Origin of the sequence: Pantoea sp. NSTU24, from assembly GCF_050157905.1 — a bacterium.
In the GTDB taxonomy this organism is placed as follows: Bacteria; Pseudomonadota; Gammaproteobacteria; order Enterobacterales; family Enterobacteriaceae; genus Pantoea.
In genome coordinates this window covers 2013338-2029826 of sequence record NZ_JBKIWZ010000001.1, presented here as the reverse complement: position 1 = coordinate 2029826, position 16489 = coordinate 2013338, and the positions used below count along the sequence as shown (strand labels likewise).

Sequence of the window (16489 nt, the reverse complement as noted above, 5' to 3'; positions counted from 1 at the left end):
TTACAGCTGGAAGTCGTCGAAGTCGTTGGCGCCCACTTCAGAATCGATCTGACCCACCAGATAGGAGCTGACTTCGACTTCCTGCGGCGCAACCTGGACGTTGTCAGAGACCAGCCAGGAGTTGATCCACGGAATCGGGTTTGAACGGGTCTGGAATGGCAGATCGAGGCCCACCGCCTGCATACGGATATTGGTGATGTACTCGATGTACTGGCAGAGAATATCTTTGTTCAGGCCGATCATTGAGCCGCCACTGAACAGATAGTCCGCCCACTCTTTTTCCTGCTCGGCGGCTTTCTTAAACAGCTCGAAGCACTCTTCGCGGCACTCTGCGGCGATCTCTTTCATCTCCGGATCGTCTTCACCACTGCGCAGCAGGTTCAGCATGTGCTGCGTGCCGGTCAGGTGCAGGGCTTCGTCGCGGGCGATCAGTTTGATGATCTTGGCATTGCCTTCCATCAGCTCACGCTCAGCGAAAGCAAACGAGCAGGCGAAGCTGACATAGAAGCGGATCGCTTCCAGCGCATTGACGCTCATCAGGCAGATGTAAAGCTGCTTTTTCAGCGCACGCAGGCTGACGACAACCTGTTTGCCGTTAACCTGATGTGTACCTTCGCCCAGCTGATGCCAGTAGTTGGTCATCTCGATCAGATCGTCGTAATAGCGGGAGATATCCTGCGCACGCGCCAGGATCTGCTCATTGGTAACGATATCGTCGAATACCAGTGCCGGATCGTTAACGATGTTACGGATGATATGGGTATAAGAACGGGAGTGGATCGTCTCTGAGAACGCCCAGGTTTCGATCCAGGTTTCCAGTTCAGGAATGGAGATCAGCGGCAGCAGCGCCACGTTCGGGCTGCGGCCCTGAATCGAATCCAGCAGCGTCTGATACTTCAGGTTGCTGATGAAAATATGCTTTTCATGCTCAGGCAGTGCCTGGTAGTCGATACGGTCGCGGGAGACGTCCACTTCTTCCGGACGCCAGAAGAAGGAGAGCTGCTTTTCGATCAGCTTTTCAAAGATGTCATATTTTTGCTGGTCGAAGCGCGCCACGTTTACCGACTGACCGAAAAACATCGGCTCTTTCAGCTGATCATTTTTGTTCTGTGAGAAAGTGGAGTAAGCCATAAATGTTGTCCAAAAAAGTAGACGAAGCCAGGCCTCGTGAAATGAATGAGGCGGGAGAGTTTCCCGCCTGACCATTAGATCTTACAGGCGCCGCTCTCGCAGCCGTCATCCTGGATAGAAGGTGCCAGGTCATCCTGCGCATCTTCCGCACCGTCACGGGTGTTCTGATAGTAAAGCGTCTTCACGCCGAACTTATACGCGGTCAGCAGATCTTTCAGCAGCTGCTTCATCGGCACCTTGCCGTTGGCAAAGCGTGACGGATCGTAGTTGGTGTTGGAAGAGATCGCCTGGTCGATAAACTTCTGCATCAGACCCACCAGCTGCAGGTAGCCGTCGTTGTTTGGCATTTCCCACAGCAGCTCATACTGATCCTTCAGACGCTCATACTCCGGCACCACCTGGCGCAGAATGCCATCTTTCGACGCTTTAATGCTGATATGGCCGCGTGGCGGCTCAATGCCGTTGGTGGCATTAGAGATCTGCGACGAGGTTTCAGACGGCATCAGCGCCGACAGCGTGGAGTTACGCAGGCCGTGCGTTTTGATCGCTTCACGCAGCGTTTCCCAGTCGAGATGCAGCGGTTCGTTGCTGATCGCATCCAGGTCTTTCTTGTAGGTGTCGATCGGCAGAATGCCCTGCGCATAGGTGGTTTCATTAAACCACGGGCAGGCGCCTTGCTCTTTCGCCAGTTCGTTTGAGGCTTTCAGCAGGTAGTACTGAATGGCTTCAAAGGTTTTATGCGTCAGACCATTTGCGCTGCCATCGGAGTAGCGCACGCCGTGTTTAGCCAGATAATAGGCGAAGTTGATCACGCCAATACCCAGGGTACGACGGCCCATCGCGCCACGCTGCGCAGCCGGGATTGGGTAGTCCTGATAATCGAGCAGGGCATCAAGGGCGCGGACGGCCAGGGTTGCCAGCTCTTCCAGATCGTCGAGGCTCTCGATCGCGCCGAGGTTGAACGCAGAGAGTGTACAGAGCGCGATCTCACCGTTTTCGTCGTTAACGTCTTCCAGCGGTTTGGTCGGCAGGGCGATTTCCAGGCAAAGGTTAGACTGGCGAACTGGCGCAATAGCGGGATCAAACGGGCTGTGCGTGTTGCAGTGGTCAACGTTCTGGATGTAGATACGGCCAGTGGAGGCGCGTTCCTGCATCATCAGCGAGAAGAGATCGACCGCTTTAACACGCTGTTTGCGGATGCTCTGATCCTGCTCATATTTGGTGTAAAGGCGCTCGAATTCATCCTGATCGGCGAAGAAGGCGTCATACAGGCCAGGCACGTCAGACGGGCTGAACAGCGTGATATCTTCGCCTTTCAGCAGGCGCTGATACATCATCTTGTTGAGCTGAACGCCGTAGTCCATGTGACGTACGCGGTTGCCTTCAACACCCCGGTTGTTCTTCAGTACCAGCAGGCTTTCGATTTCCAGATGCCACATCGGGTAGAACAGCGTAGCGGCACCGCCACGCACGCCGCCCTGAGAACAGGATTTCACTGCGGTCTGGAAGTGTTTGTAGAACGGGATACAGCCGGTATGGAACGCTTCACCGCCGCGGATCGGGCTGCCCAGCGCACGGATACGACCCGCGTTGATGCCGATACCGGCACGCTGAGAAACATATTTCACAATCGCGCTGGAGGTGGCGTTGATGGAGTCGAGGCTGTCGCCGCACTCGATCAGTACGCAGGAGCTGAACTGACGCGTCGGGGTACGCACGCCGGACATAATCGGGGTCGGCAGCGAGATTTTGAACGTTGAGATCGCATCATAGAAACGCTTGATGTAATCCATACGCGTGTCGCGCGGATAGCCAGAGAAAAGGCAGGCCGCGACCAGAATGTAGAGGAACTGCGCGCTCTCATAGATATCACCTGAGACGCGGTTCTGCACCAGATATTTGCCTTCCAGCTGCTTCACGGCGGCATAGGAAAAGTTCATATCGCGCCAGTGGTCGAGGAACGTATCCATCTGTGCAAACTCTTCCTGGCTGTAATCTTCCAGCAGGTGGCGATCGTATTTGCCCAGATCAACCATTTTAACTACCTGGTCGTAGAGCTTCGGCGGCTCAAACTGACCATACGCTTTTTTGCGCAGGTGGAAGATCGCCAGACGGGCAGCCAGGTACTGATAATCAGGGGCATCGCGAGAGATAAGGTCTGCTGCGGCCTTGATGATGGTCTCATGAATGTCAGAGGTTCTGATGCCATCATAGAACTGAATGTGAGAGCGCAGTTCCACCTGTGAGACAGAGACATTGTTCAGCCCTTCGGCAGCCCAGTCCAGCACACGGTGAATTTTGTCGAGGTCAATGCGCTCCTGGCGGCCATCGCGTTTAGTAACGAGCAGACTCTGGTTCATGTCGCGTTTTTACCTTTGCGTGAGTATCCAAAAATTAAAAGAAATCCCGGTTTATACACAGCCTATTCATTGTGAATAATATGTGGATAAACACTACATCTAGGGGGTGATGGGAAAAGCCATAACTACATGGAGGCATATTTTAGTATTTTGCGGCGGGTTAACAAGAGCAAAAATGATGGCTGAAGGGGTTGTATTTTTGCCGAAAATTCTCAGGCCACGCCTTATAAGGCCTGACATCGTGTCAACCAGATCACACTTTTTTTTCTAACTTTGATCGGGCGCGTATTTCTTATTCAATCCTCCGGATTCTTCACCAGAAGGGAGGAAAAATAGTCAAAAGCCGCTAGCAGGATTGCAGACAATCCGAAATCCGGCGACGGAAACGGCAGCAAAAAGACCGTAACCGGCTGGTAATGCTCAGAATAACGCGGGACGAAAATGAGAGGAGCAATGGGAAGAGGCCCGCCCGGATTCGGGCGGGCAGATCGCTTACACGGCGCGGTGGGTGTGCACCATGTAATTGACGTCGGTGCCGGGCGCCAGTTTGAAGCGGTTCGTGAGCGGATTGTAGTGCAGGCCAATGATGTGGCGTTCGCGCAGCGCGGTTTCATCAACCCAGCCCAGCAGTTCAGAAGGGCGGATAAACTTTTTCACGTCATGCGTTCCGCGCGGCAACATGCGCAGCACATATTCGGCGCCAAACACCGCCAGCAGCCAGGCTTTCGGGTTGCGGTTCAGTGTAGAGAAAAAGACCTCGCCACCCGGTTTGACCAGCTTCGCACAGGCATGAACCACCGAGCGCGGATCCGGGACATGTTCCAGCATCTCCATGCAGGTCACCACATCATATTTTCCGGCATGTTCTTCCGCGTGCGCTTCCACGGTCTGCTGTACGTAGTCCAGCGTCACGCCGCTCTCCTGCGCATGCAGACGCGCCACGGCCAGCGGTTCCGCGCCCATGTCCAGGCCGGTCACGATTGCGCCTTCACGCGCCATGCTTTCGGCTAAAATGCCGCCGCCGCAGCCGACGTCGAGCACGGTTTTACCAAACAGGCCGTTGCTGTGCTCTGCGATATAGCCCAGACGCAAGGGGTTGATACGGTGCAACGGTTTAAATTCACCCTCCAGATCCCACCAGCGCGAGGCAACGGCCTCAAACTTGGCAATTTCCTGTGCATCGACGTTGTGCTGATGATTCTGCGGTTGTGCATTCATTGAATCGTAACTCCTGACAAAATGTGTCCACAGTATAAACGCTTAACCGCCGATGGCACACCTTTCAGACGGAAGGAAAAGCAGGCGATATCGGTGGTTAACGTTCACCAGAGGATTGCAGTGTGATATACTTTCGCACCTTTAAAATCCGGGATTAAGTAGAGGGATAGCGGCTCCATGAGCGACCTTGCGAGAGAAATTACACCGGTCAACATCGAAGAAGAATTAAAAAATTCTTACCTCGGTTACGCCATGTCGGTCATCGTTGGCCGAGCTTTACCCGATGTGCGTGATGGCCTGAAGCCGGTTCACCGTCGCGTACTCTACGCGATGAGCGTACTGGGTAACGACTGGAACAAACCCTATAAAAAATCTGCCCGCGTCGTCGGTGACGTTATCGGTAAATATCACCCGCATGGTGATTCTGCCGTTTACGACACCATTGTACGTATGGCCCAGCCTTTCTCCCTGCGTTACATGCTGGTGGACGGACAAGGCAACTTCGGTTCCATCGACGGCGACTCCGCCGCGGCGATGCGTTATACCGAAATTCGCATGTCGAAAATCGCCCACGACCTGTTAGCTGACCTGGAAAAAGAGACCGTCGATTTCGTGCCGAACTACGACGGCACTGAGCAGATCCCTGACGTTCTGCCGACCAAAATCCCGAACCTGCTGGTGAACGGTGCTTCCGGTATCGCCGTAGGGATGGCAACGAATATTCCGCCGCACAACCTGCGTGAAGTCATTAACGGCTGCCTGGCTTACATTGAAGATGAGAACATCAGCGTTGAAGCGCTGATGGAGCACATTCCAGGGCCTGATTTCCCGACTGCCGCCATTATCAATGGTCGCCGCGGCATTGAAGAGGCGTACCGCACCGGACGCGGTAAAATCTACATTCGTGCGCGTGGCGAAGTGGAGGCCGATGCAAAAACGGGCCGCGAAACCATCGTCATTCATGAGCTGCCTTATCAGGTGAACAAAGCCCGCCTGATTGAGAAAATTGCGGAGCTGGTGAAAGAGAAGCGCGTCGAAGGCATCAGCGCACTGCGCGATGAGTCTGATAAAGACGGCATGCGTATCGTCATTGAGATCAAGCGCGATGCGGTTGGTGAAGTGGTGCTGAATAATCTCTACTCGCTGACGCAGCTGCAGACGTCGTTTGGCATCAACATGGTTGCCCTGCATCAGGGCCAGCCAAAGATTATGGCGCTGAAAGAGATTCTGGACGCCTTTGTTCGCCATCGTCGTGAAGTGGTGACGCGTCGTACCATCTATGAGCTGCGCAAAGCCCGTGATCGCGCCCATATCCTGGAAGGTCTGGCGATTGCGCTGGCGAATATCGACCCGATCATCGAGCTGATTCGTCGTGCGCCGACTCCGGCAGAAGCGAAAGCGGGTCTGATCGCGCAGGCCTGGGATCTCGGTAACGTGTCAGCCATGCTGGAGCGTGCAGGCGATGATGCGGCGCGCCCGGAGTGGCTCGATCCGCAGTTTGGTATCCGCGAAGGTCGTTACTATCTGACCGAACAGCAGGCTCAGGCGATTCTGGATCTGCGTCTGCAGAAGCTGACCGGCCTGGAACATGAGAAGCTGCTGGACGAGTACAAAGCGCTGCTGGAGCAGATTGCTGAGCTGCTGCACATTCTGTCGAGCGCCGAGCGTCTGATGGAAGTGATCCGTGAAGAGCTGGAGCTGATGCGCGATCAGTTTGGCGACGATCGTCGTACTGAGATCACCGCGAACTCTGCCGATATCAACATCGAAGATCTGATCAACCAGGAAGACGTTGTGGTGACGCTGTCGCATCAGGGCTACGTCAAGTATCAGCCGCTGAGCGACTATGAAGCGCAGCGTCGTGGTGGTAAAGGCAAGTCAGCTGCGCGTATCAAAGAAGAGGACTTCATTGATCGCCTGCTGGTGGCCAATACTCACGATACCATCCTGTGCTTCTCCAGCCGTGGCCGTCTCTACTGGATGAAGGTTTATCAGCTGCCGGAAGCCAGCCGTGGTGCGCGCGGACGTCCAATCGTCAACCTGCTGCCGCTGGAAGCTAACGAGCGTATTACAGCCATTCTGCCGGTTCGCGAGTATACCGAAGGCTTCAATATCTTTATGGCGACCGCGCTGGGCACCGTGAAGAAGACCGCGCTGAAAGAGTTCAGCCGACCACGCAGCGCGGGGATTATTGCCGTGAACCTGCGTGACGACGATGAGCTGATCGGTGTGTCGCTGACTAACGGTAACGATGAAGCGATGCTGTTCTCCGCAGCCGGTAAAGTGGTGCGCTTTGCAGAAACCGCCGTTCGCGCGATGGGTCGTACCGCTTCAGGCGTACGTGGCATTAAGCTGGCGGAAGGCGATCGCGTTGTGTCACTGATTGTACCGCGTGAAGAGGGTGCCATCATGACCGTGACGCAGAACGGGTACGGTAAGCGTACGGCTAACAGCGAATATCCGACCAAGTCGCGTGCGACGCAGGGTGTGATTTCCATCAAAGTGACCGAGCGTAACGGTCCGGTGATTGGCGCGGTTCAGGTTGTCGATAGCGATCAGATTATGATGATCACCGATGCCGGTACGCTGGTGCGTACCCGCGTGTCAGAAGTGAGCGTCGTGGGTCGTAATACCCAGGGTGTCATTCTGATTCGTACGGCCGAGGATGAGAATGTCGTGGGTCTGCAACGTGTTGCTGAGCCGGTTGAAGAAGAAGAGCTGGATTCAATCGACGGCAGCGTAGCGGAAGGCGAAGAGGATATTGCGCCGGAAGCCGAGATCGATGATGAAGAGATTGCACCGGAAGAGGATGCTGACGGTGAAGACGACGCGGCGGAAGACGAAGCGTAATTTGTCTGGAACACGCTAAGGTCGTTGCAGAAACGGCAGGTCAGGGGAAACCCGGCCTGCCGTTTTTTTTGCCTGAACGTTGGGGACGGGAAGATCGCTTTAAGTGGGGTGCTGCCGAAAGGCCCGCTACGCCCGATCGCAAAGGAATCCCGCTTCCCTGGCGTAGACGCTTTGCTCTTCGGGCAGGGCGGGTCTTTCTCGCTGGGGCTTTTGTGTCGCTTCAGGTGGGATAGCGCGTTGAGTGAGGAAGCTGGTGGTCGATCTCAGAGGGAAATCGCTTTGAGCCGGGTGCTGCCGAAAGGCCCGCCATGCCCGATCGCAAAGGAATCCCGCCTCCCTGCGGATCGGCCACGCCACCCCTGGCGTGGACGCTTTGCTCTTCTGGCATAGCGGGTCTTTCTCGCTGGAGCTTTTGTATCGCTTCAGGTGGGGTGGCGCGTTGAGGAAGCTGGTGGTCGATATTAAAGGGAAATCGCGGTGAGCCGGGTGCTGCCGAAAGGCCCGCCATGCCCGATCGCAAAGGAATCCCGCCTCCCTGCGGATCGGCCACGCCACCCCTGGCGTGGACGCTTTGCTCTTCGGGCATAGCGGGCCTTTCTCGCTGGAGCTTTTGTATCGCTTCAGGTGGGGGGGCGCGTTGAGGAAGCTGGTCATCGATATTAAAGGGAAATCGCGGTGAGCCGGGTGCTGCCGAAAGGCCTGCTATGCCCGATCGCAAAGGAATCCCGCCTCCCTGCGGATCGGCCACGCCACCCCTGGCGTGGACGCTTTGCTCTTCTGGCATAGCGGGTCTTTCTCGCTGGAGCTTATGTATCGCTTCAGGTGGGGTGGCGCGTTGAGGAAGCTGGTGGTCGATATTAAAGGGAAATCGCGGTGAGCCGGGTGCTGCCGAAAGGCCCGCCATGCCCGATCGCAAAGGAATCCCGCCTCCCTGCGGATCGGCCACGCCATCCCTGGCGTGGACGCTTTGCTCTTCGGGCATAGCGGGCCTTTCTCGCTGGAGCTTTTGTATCGCTTCAGGTGGGGTGGCGCGTTGAGGAAGCTGGTCATCGATATTAAAGGGAAATCGCGGTGAGCCGGGTGCTGCCGAAAGGCCTGCTATGCCCGATCGCAAAGGAATCCCGCCTCCCTGGCGTGGACGCTTTGCTCTTCAGGCCGGGCGGGTCTTTCTTGTCAGGGCTTTTGTGTTGCTTCAGGTAGGCTGGCATGGGAGAGCAGGGCGGGTCTTTCTCGTTTTAATGGGGGCCGCTTAATATTATTGTGAACGCGTGTTTGGTCAGGGGGCAGGAGCGACGCTCTGATACAGGCGTTAACGACCTTGTCACGCTGTCCTAAAAGCGTCTCAAACCACCCGCTAAGCCTGCGGCTGGCTGGCTTTTTACGCCCGATAAAGCTAGTGTATGAGCATTAAAAATCGACGATGCGACTAACCTTGCCAACTGCGAGTTACCTTTGAAATATCCTGTCTCTTTCCGCACCACGCTTCGCATCTCGCGTTATCTTTTCCGCGCGCTGGCGCTGCTAATCTGGACGCTGGGTGCTGTTCTGACGGCGTTTTACATCATCAGCGTGCTGCACAATAAAGAGACGCAGGTTCGTCAGGAGTTTGCCAGCAATTACGGCACAGTACAGTGGTATGTGCGTCATTCGGCAGACATGATGCGTGAGCTGAAATATATCACCGAGAATCGCCTGACCAACGCCAGCAGCGGGCTGGATGTTCTGACGGGCATGATGCCGGGTAAAGCCACCCAGCCGCAGTTTACGCCGCTGTTTTCCGATGGCGACTGTACCGCAATGAGCAATACCTGGCGCAACTCGCTCGATTCCCTGAGTTACTACATTAATTACTGGAAAAGCAATTTCGCCTCGTCGTATGAACTGAACCGGGTGTTCTTTATCGGTGGCGAGAGTCAGTGTCTGGCCGACTTTACCATCAGCAGCAGCAATGCTGACCGGGAGCGCAGCCTGAAAGCGCTGCGTGAAAATGTGCTGCGCTACCGAAACAGCAGCGAGGAAGAGCGTCGTAATCCGATGTACTGGATCAACAGCAGCGCTCAGCCAGGCGTCGGCACCTTCTATATGGTTGTACCGGTTTATGTCGCGAATAAGCTGCAGGCGCTGCTGGGCGTGGAGCAGAATATTCGCCTGGATGAGTTTATCCAGCCTGGCAGCCTGCCGATCATCGCCTCGATTACGGATGAAAATTATCGGCCGCTGCTGAACTCACGACGCGGCGGGCTGGGCTTTTCGCTCGATAACCTCCCTGACGATAAAACCTGGTTCGGCTACCTGAATGGCTATCGTCAGCTGGTGCTGAAAAAGCCGCTGCCGCCATCAGATCTTAACGTGGTCTGGTCGATACCGACCGACGCGATGGTGGATCAGCTAAAGCTGATGATTATCAACGCGCTGCTGCTTAATATTTTCAGCGCCGTGATCCTGATTACTCTGGCCTGGATATTTGAGCGGCGGATGTTCCTGCCAGCGGAAGAGAATGCCCATCGGCTGGAGGAGCACGAGCAGTTTAACCGTAAGATTGTCGCCTCGGCGCCGGTCGGGATCTGCATTTTACGCACCAGCGACGGCACCAATATTCTGAGTAACGAGCTGGCACATAACTATCTGACGCTGCTGACTCAGGAAGATCGTCTGCGGCTGAATGAGATTATCGGCGGTCAGCAGGTCAACTTTGTCGATGTGCTGACCGGCAGTAACACTAACCTGCAAATCAGTTTTGTTCATTCACGCTACCGTAACGAGAACGTGGCGATCTGCGTGCTGGTTGATGTCTCGGCGCGCGTGCGGATGGAGCAGTCTCTGCAGGAGATGGCCCATGCGGCAGAGCAGGCCAGTCAGTCAAAATCGATGTTCCTTGCCACGGTCAGCCATGAGCTGCGAACGCCACTCTATGGCATCATCGGAAACCTTGATCTGCTGCAGACCAAAGAGCTGCCCAGCGGGATTGATTCGCTGGTGACGGCGATGAATAACTCGTCCAGCCTGCTGCTGAAAATCATCAGCGATATTCTCGACTTCTCGAAAATAGAGTCGGAGCAGCTGAAGATTGAACCGCGTCCGTTCGCCCCGCGCGAAATTGTCACCCACATCGTTGGCAACTATCTGTCGCTGGTGGTGAAGAAGCGGCTGACGCTCTACTGTTTTATTGAACATGATGTTCCGCAGGTGCTGGATGGCGATCCGCTGCGCCTGCAGCAGGTCATTTCGAATCTGCTGAACAACGCCATCAAGTTCACGCATACCGGCTGCATCATTCTGCACGCCTATGTGGAGCAGGGCTACCTGGCGTTTCGCGTGCGCGACACGGGCGTGGGAATTCCGGCCAAAGAGCTGCCACGCCTGTTTGATCCCTTTTTCCAGGTAGGGAATGGGGTGCAGCGTAATTTCCAGGGCACCGGGCTGGGGCTGGCGATCTGTGAAAAACTGATCAATATGATGGACGGCGATATTGAGGTCGACTCCGAGCCAGGCATGGGCAGTCAGTTCATTGTGCGCATCCCGATCTACAAAGGGCAGAAGCCGTCACTGCTGCTGCCGGAAGATTTGCAGGACAGGACGATCTGGCTGGCCATGCGAAACGACTACCTTGCCGCCTTTATGACGCGGCAGATCCAGCAGCAGGGCATCCAGGTCGCGGAGTACAACGGCAAGCCTGACCCCGATGATGTGGTGATGACCGACTACGATTTTGTACCGGATGTGCCGCTGCGTGCGCTGGTCACCTTTGATGGATCGCATGTGGATATGCCGCGCGAACGTCAGCCCGGACACTGGGTCCACTCGACCGCCACGCTGCATGAGGTTCCGGCGCTGCTGGCACGCATTTACCGAATTGCGCTGGGACAGGATGCAGCGGATGCACTGCTGCTTGCCGTGCCGGTCGAAGAGAAGGTACATAACGATGACATCATGGTACTGATTGTCGATGATCATCCCATCAACCGTATGTTGCTTTCGGAACAACTGGGCACGCTGGGCTACCAGGTCAAGACCGCGCAGGATGGCGTCGATGCGCTGAATGTCCTCAGCCGGAATGAGATCGATATCGTGCTCACCGACGTCAACATGCCTAATATGGATGGTTATCGTCTGACACAGCGGTTGCGTCAGCTGGGCCATCTCTTCCCGGTTATTGGTGTCACGGCGAATGCACTGGCGGAAGAAAAACAGCGTTGTATGGATGCGGGTATGGATAACTGCCTGTCAAAACCGGTAACGCTGGATGTGCTGAAAGGCTCGCTGGCAATCTATGCAGAGCGGGTGCGTAAAACGCGGGCAGGATAGGGCAGGCAGGGAGAGAGACGGTACAGGCTGTACCGTCTCACAAACGCGTTATTCTCTTTCGACCTGCGTCTGGCTGACAGAAGAGAGGTAGTTCAGCAGTGCGATATCGTTATCCACGCCCAGCTTCATCATTGCTGATTTCTTCTGGCTACTGATGGTTTTGATACTGCGGTTCAGTTTTTTGGCGATTTCAGTTACCAGGAAGCCTTCAGCAAACAGACGCAGTACTTCGCTCTCTTTAGGTGACAGACGTTTGTCGCCGTAACCGCCCGCGCTGATTTTCTCCAGCAGTTTTGCCACGCTTTCCGGCGTATATTTCTTGCCTTTCTGCAGTGCAGCCAGTGCTTTTGGCAGATCCGTTGGTGCGCCCTGTTTCAGCACGATCCCTTCGATATCGAGATCCAGCACGGAGCTGAGGATCGCCGGGTTATTGTTCATGGTCAGAACAATAATCGAGAGGTCAGGGTAGTGACGTTTGATGTATTTAATCAGCGTGATGCCATCGCCATACTTCTCACCGGGCATAGAGAGGTCGGTGATCAGGACGTTAGCGTCAAGTTTGGACAGATTGTTGATCAGTGCTGTTGAGTCTTCGAACTCACCTACAACGTTGACCCATTCAATTTGTTCCAGAGATTTTCGGATACCGAAAAGGACAATTGGATGGTCATCGGCAATAATTACATTTAAGTTATTCATCTTATTGGTTACCTTGCTGCAGCAGTTGATTGACGTAAGCGTCAATATCACTGGTGGTATTTTTAATGTCTGAATCGTCACACACTTTAATGTGGTGTTCTAACTCTTCACAAAGCTGTTTGCCGGGAGTCAGATTGAGCATGGCAAACACGCCCTTCAGGCGATGCGCTGTCTGAGCAAGCGAAGCGTAGTCCTTTTCCGCTGACTCAGTATACAGTCTCTTCACATCATCCGGTACTGTCTCCGTAAACAGCTGGAAATAGCCGCCGCTCATCAATGGCGTGGCTGCGTCGTCTTCCGTGTCATTATCCATCACGTCATACGACAGTTGCTTCTCAATCAGGGCCAGCAATGCATCAAGCAGCGCATTGCTGAGATTGAAATTCACCCGATACTGCTGGTCATTAAGGGCATGATGCCCCAGCTCATCCTCTGCCAGCAGCAGTGCCCAGCCGCTGAGCTTCAGGGGATCGTCGGTGACCAGCACATCGTGATCCTGACCGGAGATACGCTCGTCGGGCGTCAGGCAACGCGCTCCCCAGTTTTCCAGATGGCGGCAGACGATCTTATGCACGTCCTCCACGGTGATCTCCACCAGCGCGGTCACGCCATCCAGAATTTTTTCCTCTTCCTCTTCCTGCTTCTGTTCCAGCGCCAGCGGCAACTGCATATTGTAGCGCGTGCCGATGTCCGCTTTCGCCACGATATCGAGGCTGCCGCCCATTTGCTTGCAGAGCTGCTTACACAGGAAGAACGCCATGCCTGACGCCTGCCCGTAGCGATCCTGACTGGTGTCGCCCAGGAACGGGAAGTCAACGTTAGCCAGTTCATCCACCGTCAGGCCGGCCCCGGTATCAACCAGTTCGATCATCAGCCTGTCGGGCTGTTTTCCTGTCGTCTTCACTTCCAGGGTGATTTTTCCCCAGCGGGTGGTCGTCAGAGCATAGTGCATCAGCGTGGTTAGTACCTTACGCAGGGCACGACGGTCGCCAAAGCGCATTTCGTCGTTCGCCAGATGGTTATTCACCACCAGCGACAGCCCTTTGCGGCGCATCAGCGGGAGGCTCTCCAGCGCGATCTCATCCAGCAGCTCCTGCAGATTGAAGATGGTCGCATCCGGTGACCAGTCGTGCGCCTCCAGCCGGTTCAGCAGAACGATATCATCCACCAGCCTTACCAGCCCCTGACTCTCATCGAGCAGATCCAGCACGGTTTCATCTTCGTCGCGCTGACTCAGCTGCACCAGCTGGGCGACCATCTTCTCCAGCGGCTGATTCAGCGCATGGCCCAGATTGTGCAGCAGCTGCTGCCGCATCTGATGGTTGCGATCCAGCACCTGCTGCGCCTTCTGCAGTTTTTTGTTCACCAGCAGCTCGCGATCCTGATCGCGCATCATAAACAGCTGCGTATGCGGCGACAGCACGCTGCGGGCGTGACGGATCTCATACACTTCGTTGTTGATGGTGGCCTGGAGCACGCCCTGGTGCTGGTCGGACATATTGATGATCTTCTGCAGATTGAGATGCGGCAGAAGATGTTCGGCAATTTTATTGCTCAGCAGGGTGCGGTTGCTGGCGAAGTCATAGACCAGCAGGCCGACCGGCAGGCTGGCCACGATCTCTTCATTCAGCACCCGCAGCGAATCGAGTTCCGCGCTCTGGTTTTCGCTGGGGCGCAGCGACTGCTGACGCAGCAGCACGATCCCGGCCAGCGACAGCAGGAACAGCAGCAGGTTAATCAGCAGCGGCCAGAGCAGATTGTAGAGACTGTCGAGGATCAGGCGGGTGATCGGGACCTGATAGACCAGCTGCAGCGAGGTGCTGGGCAGGGTCGCTGTGATCTCAATATCAGGATTAACCAGCGAGATGCGGGTGTTTTCCACCTCCTGCTGGTCATTGCTGCTGGCAGGCAGGCTGCTGTCCTGACGCAGCTGGAAATTCTCCAGCGGCATGTTCTGCGGAATCAGGTCGTTAACCGGCAGATCAAAGGCGACCACGGTGGCCAGGTGGCCCGGCTGATTAAAGGTCGTGCGCAGCGTGAAATAGTGGTCATTCTGAAAAGCAAGATGGCGCAGTGGCGAGAAACTTTCCCGTTCATCCAGCGCGTTGGCCTGCTGCAGCATCTCCGCGCGGCGTCCATCAACCATAGAGCTGATGGCACTCTCTTTATAACGTGTCGCCATATCTTTCAGCGGCAGGGTCGAGATCATAATCAGGCTGTTATCCTGACCGTTAAGAAAATACATCGACCAGGTGGGGTTTTCCGCGCCCCAAAGGGTGTCGAGATAGTTCGACATCCGCATCGTCATATCCAGCGTGCTGCTGTCGTGCGAGCCAAAAATCAGCGCTTCAGTTTTACGCCGGGTTTTTTCCAGATAATAGACATCAGGACGCAGTCGCGTCTCCTGCAGATTACTGCCGGGCGTCGCTCCCGCCGCACTGGTGGAGAGATTTTCATAGATCTGCCAGGTCGCAAAGCGATAGGCGTCGATGCGCTTCTGTACGTCACGCGCCAGATCGTCCATGGCATACCGTTTTCCGGTCAGCCAGGCGTTCACCGAGTTGTGCACCATGAAGCCCAGCGCCAGCAGGAGCACCAGATTGAAAACCACAAAAAAGCGGGTGACGTTGCCGGAGGTCAGTGGAAACTTATACAACATAGCGTGTCAGGTACCTGAATTATCGCGCAACTTTTCGCGCACTGGCGGCTACCGCTAACAGCAACAGGGCAATCACTAAAAATGCACCACTGAGGCTGATCCATTGCGAAATAAATCCGATTAAAGCCGGACCTGAGAGAATACCCGCATATCCCAGCGTTGTCATGGCAGAAATCGCCAGGTTCGCAGGCATATCCCGCTGATTACCGGCAGCATTGAACAACATCGGCACCGTATTAGACAAACCAAAGCCGACCAGCAGAAAGGCAAACAGGGCGATCGCCGGCCAGGGCAGCCAGACAGCCAGGGTCATGCCCGCCGCCGCAGTCAGCGCACCCGTCAGCATCACCGGATAGCGGCCAAATCGCGAAATGACTTTATCGCCGCTGAAACGGCCCAGCGTCATCGCTACCGAGAATATTGCATAGCCCAGTCCGGCATAGGCCGGTGTCATGGCCGGATTCTGCAGCAGCAGCAGTGCGCCCCAGTCCAGTACGGCGCCCTCCGCCAGAAACAGGATAAAGCAGAGCAGGCCAAGAAAAGCGACCCAGCCACGCGGGATCACCAGCCAGGGCTGATCGGGCTGGTGCAGGCGCTCGTTCATTAACACCGGCAGTCGCCACAGCAGCAGGATCAGCATGACGGCCATCACCATCAGTGTGGCGGCCAGCGGGGTAAAGGACTGGCTCAGCAGCAGGCTGACCGTGCCCGCGCCCAGAATCCCGCCCAGACTGAAGAAGCCGTGAAAGCCGGACATCATTGGTTTTCCGGCAGCCTGCTCGACCTGCACCGCCTGATAGTTCATCGCCACATCCAGCATGCCCAGTCCGGCACCAAAAAGCATCAGCGCCACCGCCATGACCAGATGCGAATCTGCCGTGGCCAGCAGCGGCATCATCAACAGCACTAATAGCGTGGAGAAGGCCATCACCCGGCGACAGCCGAACCGCGCCACCAGCGTACCGGTCACTGGCATGGCGGCCAGCGACCCGATTCCCAGACAGAGCAGTAATGCGCCCAGAGACGCGCCGCTGAGCTGCAGGCGATCGCGGGCAAACGGAACCAGCGGAGCCCAGGCGGACATGCCTAATCCATTAATCAAAAAGATGGTGCGCGTGCCCCAGTTCAGGCGGCTCTGCTGTTTATGTTGTTGTGCAGCGTCCAGTGCGGTCATAGGTCAGATTCATCAAAGGTAAAGCGGAAAAGTGTAGCACTGGCCGGGAGTCAGCGGCCCTTACACGGCTTATCAGAAGTCATGCAGCAACAT

Annotated in this window: 9 protein-coding genes; 2 read left to right on the top strand and 7 right to left on the bottom strand. The window is 55.7% G+C overall.

Annotation, left to right across the window (positions count from 1 at the left end; translation table 11 throughout):
- From nrdB to ubiG, 3 genes are all read right to left on the bottom strand, one after another.
- Positions 1-1131: a class Ia ribonucleoside-diphosphate reductase subunit beta gene (gene nrdB / locus ACLHDD_RS09545; protein WP_313653916.1), complete on the bottom strand. Its 1131-nt coding sequence runs from the start codon at positions 1129-1131 to the stop codon at positions 1-3.
- A gap of 74 nt (positions 1132-1205) precedes the next feature.
- Positions 1206-3491, bottom strand: a complete 2286-nt coding sequence (gene nrdA, locus ACLHDD_RS09540) for a class 1a ribonucleoside-diphosphate reductase subunit alpha (RefSeq protein ID WP_427103931.1) — start codon at positions 3489-3491, stop codon at positions 1206-1208.
- A 492-nt stretch (positions 3492-3983) separates the two neighbouring features.
- On the bottom strand, positions 3984-4709 hold the full coding sequence (gene ubiG, locus ACLHDD_RS09535; RefSeq protein WP_427103930.1) for a bifunctional 2-polyprenyl-6-hydroxyphenol methylase/3-demethylubiquinol 3-O-methyltransferase UbiG: 726 nt from the start codon (positions 4707-4709) through the stop codon (positions 3984-3986).
- Between the two features lie 177 nt (positions 4710-4886).
- On the opposite strand from ubiG, the gene gyrA reads away from it, so the two are divergent.
- Positions 4887-7559, top strand: a complete 2673-nt coding sequence (gene gyrA / locus ACLHDD_RS09530) for a DNA topoisomerase (ATP-hydrolyzing) subunit A (RefSeq protein ID WP_427103929.1) — start codon at positions 4887-4889, stop codon at positions 7557-7559.
- Between the two features lie 220 nt (positions 7560-7779).
- Here the strand turns inward: gyrA and ACLHDD_RS09525 are convergent, their stop codons facing one another.
- Entirely contained in the window at positions 7780-7947 is a 168-nt protein-coding gene (locus ACLHDD_RS09525; protein ID WP_427103928.1) for a hypothetical protein, read from the bottom strand.
- Between the two features lie 1064 nt (positions 7948-9011).
- On the opposite strand from ACLHDD_RS09525, the gene rcsC reads away from it, so the two are divergent.
- On the top strand, positions 9012-11864 hold the full coding sequence (rcsC, locus tag ACLHDD_RS09520) for a two-component system sensor histidine kinase RcsC (RefSeq protein ID WP_427103927.1): 2853 nt from the start codon (positions 9012-9014) through the stop codon (positions 11862-11864).
- A gap of 48 nt (positions 11865-11912) precedes the next feature.
- On the opposite strand, the gene rcsB is transcribed toward rcsC, so the two are convergent.
- Genes rcsB through ACLHDD_RS09505 form a run of 3 tightly spaced genes read right to left on the bottom strand, consistent with a single transcriptional unit; the run spans position 11913 to position 16396 of the window.
- Positions 11913-12563 (bottom strand): response regulator transcription factor RcsB, encoded by a 651-nt coding sequence (gene rcsB, locus ACLHDD_RS09515; RefSeq protein ID WP_427103926.1) that lies wholly within the window; start codon positions 12561-12563, stop codon positions 11913-11915.
- A gap of 1 nt (position 12564) precedes the next feature.
- Positions 12565-15222: a phosphotransferase RcsD gene (rcsD, locus tag ACLHDD_RS09510; protein WP_427103925.1), complete on the bottom strand. Its 2658-nt coding sequence runs from the start codon at positions 15220-15222 to the stop codon at positions 12565-12567.
- A gap of 19 nt (positions 15223-15241) precedes the next feature.
- Positions 15242-16396, bottom strand: coding sequence for an MFS transporter (locus tag ACLHDD_RS09505; RefSeq protein ID WP_427103924.1), 1155 nt, complete (start codon positions 16394-16396; stop codon positions 15242-15244).
- Between the last annotated feature and the right edge of the window lie 93 nt (positions 16397-16489).